The organism is uncultured Agitococcus sp., from assembly GCF_937920075.1.
GTDB lineage: Bacteria > Pseudomonadota > Gammaproteobacteria > Pseudomonadales > Moraxellaceae > Agitococcus.
The window spans coordinates 1-1723 of sequence record NZ_CALETI010000417.1; the positions used below are offsets into that span (position 1 = coordinate 1).

A 1723-nucleotide genomic window follows, 5' to 3' on the forward strand; every position below is an offset into this window, starting at 1 on the left:
GTTTAGAAGGGAAGTTATTTGCACCTGTTGCATTAACCATTGTCTTTGCCTTGTCTGCGTCGTTGTTGTTGTCCTTAACCGTGATTCCTGTGCTGGCTTCTTTTGTGTTAAAGGCACAAGTTCATCATACGCCGTGGCTCGTTGCGCGTTTAGAAGCGGGTTATCAACGTTTGCTGGACTGGTCGTTTGTGCATAGCAAATGGGTTTATACAGGAGCAGCACTCGCTTTAGTTGGTGCATTAGCCTTGTTTCCGTTTATTGGCAAATCGTTTATGCCAACCATGGATGAAGGCGACATTATTATGCAATTGGAAAAACTGCCATCCATTCAACTGAATAGCTCAACAGCCATCGATTTAGATGTACAACAACGTATTTTAGCGAAAGTGCCTGATATACAAAGGATTGTCGCCAGAACAGGCTCAGATGAATTGGGTTTAGACCCCATGGGTTTAAATGAAACCGACACCTTTTTGGTGTTAAAACCCAAAGAGCAATGGCAAGCCAAAAATAAAGAGCAAATCATTGACCAAGTGCGTGCAGTGATTGCTGATGTCGCAGGGGTAAATTTTAGTTTTACCCAACCCATTGAAATGCGTACCTCAGAAATGTTGTCGGGGGTACGTGGTGATTTGGCGGTTAAAGTGTATGGCTCAGACTTGGCCGAGTTAAGCCAAATTGCTGAGCAAATTGCCAACATTTTACAAGGCATTCAGGGCAGCGAAGACGTAATGACCTTAGAAAATTCGGGTGTGCAATATTTACAAGTCCAAATTGACCGTGTGGCCGCAGGTCGGGTGGGTTTAAGCAGCGAAGACATTCAGGCGATGTTAAGAACCTTAGTCGAAGGGCAAACCATTAGCAGTGTTTTAGAGCAAGGCAAACCAACCCCCTTAGTGATGAGAGGTGCAGAAGCCCTGCGTTTATCCACCGAAACGTTTAGCCAATTGCAACTACCTTTAGCCAATGGCCAAAGTATTGCGTTGTCCTCAGTGGCCACATTAGTGGCTGATGAAGGGGTAGTCAAAATTGAGCGTGAAAATGCCTCGCGGATGTCAGTGGTTCGCGCCAATGTTAAAGGCCGTGACTTGGTGGGTTTTGTCGACGAAGCCAAAGCCAAAGTTCAACAACAGGTTAAATTGCCTGTTGGTTATCGTTTGGCGTGGGGTGGACAATTTGAAAATCAACAACGTGCCGCCGCACGGTTAATGACGGTGATTCCTGCCGCCTTAGCGATGATATTTTTCTTATTATTTGCCACCTTAGGCTCAGTGCGCCAAGCCGCCTTAGTGTTCGTCAATATTCCGTTTGCCTTGATTGGTGGCGTAGTGGCTTTAGCCATTACAGGACAATATTTGTCTGTGCCTGCCTCAGTGGGTTTTATCGCCTTAATGGGCATTGCCGTACTCAATGGCTTGGTGATGATTGGCTATTTTAACCAGTTATTAGCGCGTGGTTTAGATGTAGCCACTGTGGTTAAACAAGGGGCAATGCGTCGTTTACGGCCTGTGATGATGACCGCTAGCATCGCTGCTTTTGGTTTAGTGCCGTTGTTATTTGCTACAGGGCCGGGTTCGGAAATTCAACAACCTTTAGCGGTGGTGGTGATTGGCGGATTAGTCAGTTGTACCTTATTAACCTTAGTGTTGTTGCCTAATTTATTTCGTCGTTTTGGCGTGGAGCGTTAATCATGAGTCAGCAAGTGTTATTACAACTCAACATT

The 1723-nt window shown here is 45.6% G+C and carries 1 protein-coding gene; it reads left to right on the plus strand.

Translation table 11 applies throughout. The annotated features are described in order from the left end of the window. Window positions 1–1688: efflux RND transporter permease subunit (locus tag Q0212_RS14295; RefSeq protein ID WP_297926698.1), on the plus strand; the 1688-nt coding region annotated here is incomplete at its 5' end. Window positions 1689–1723: the final 35 nt, after the last annotated feature.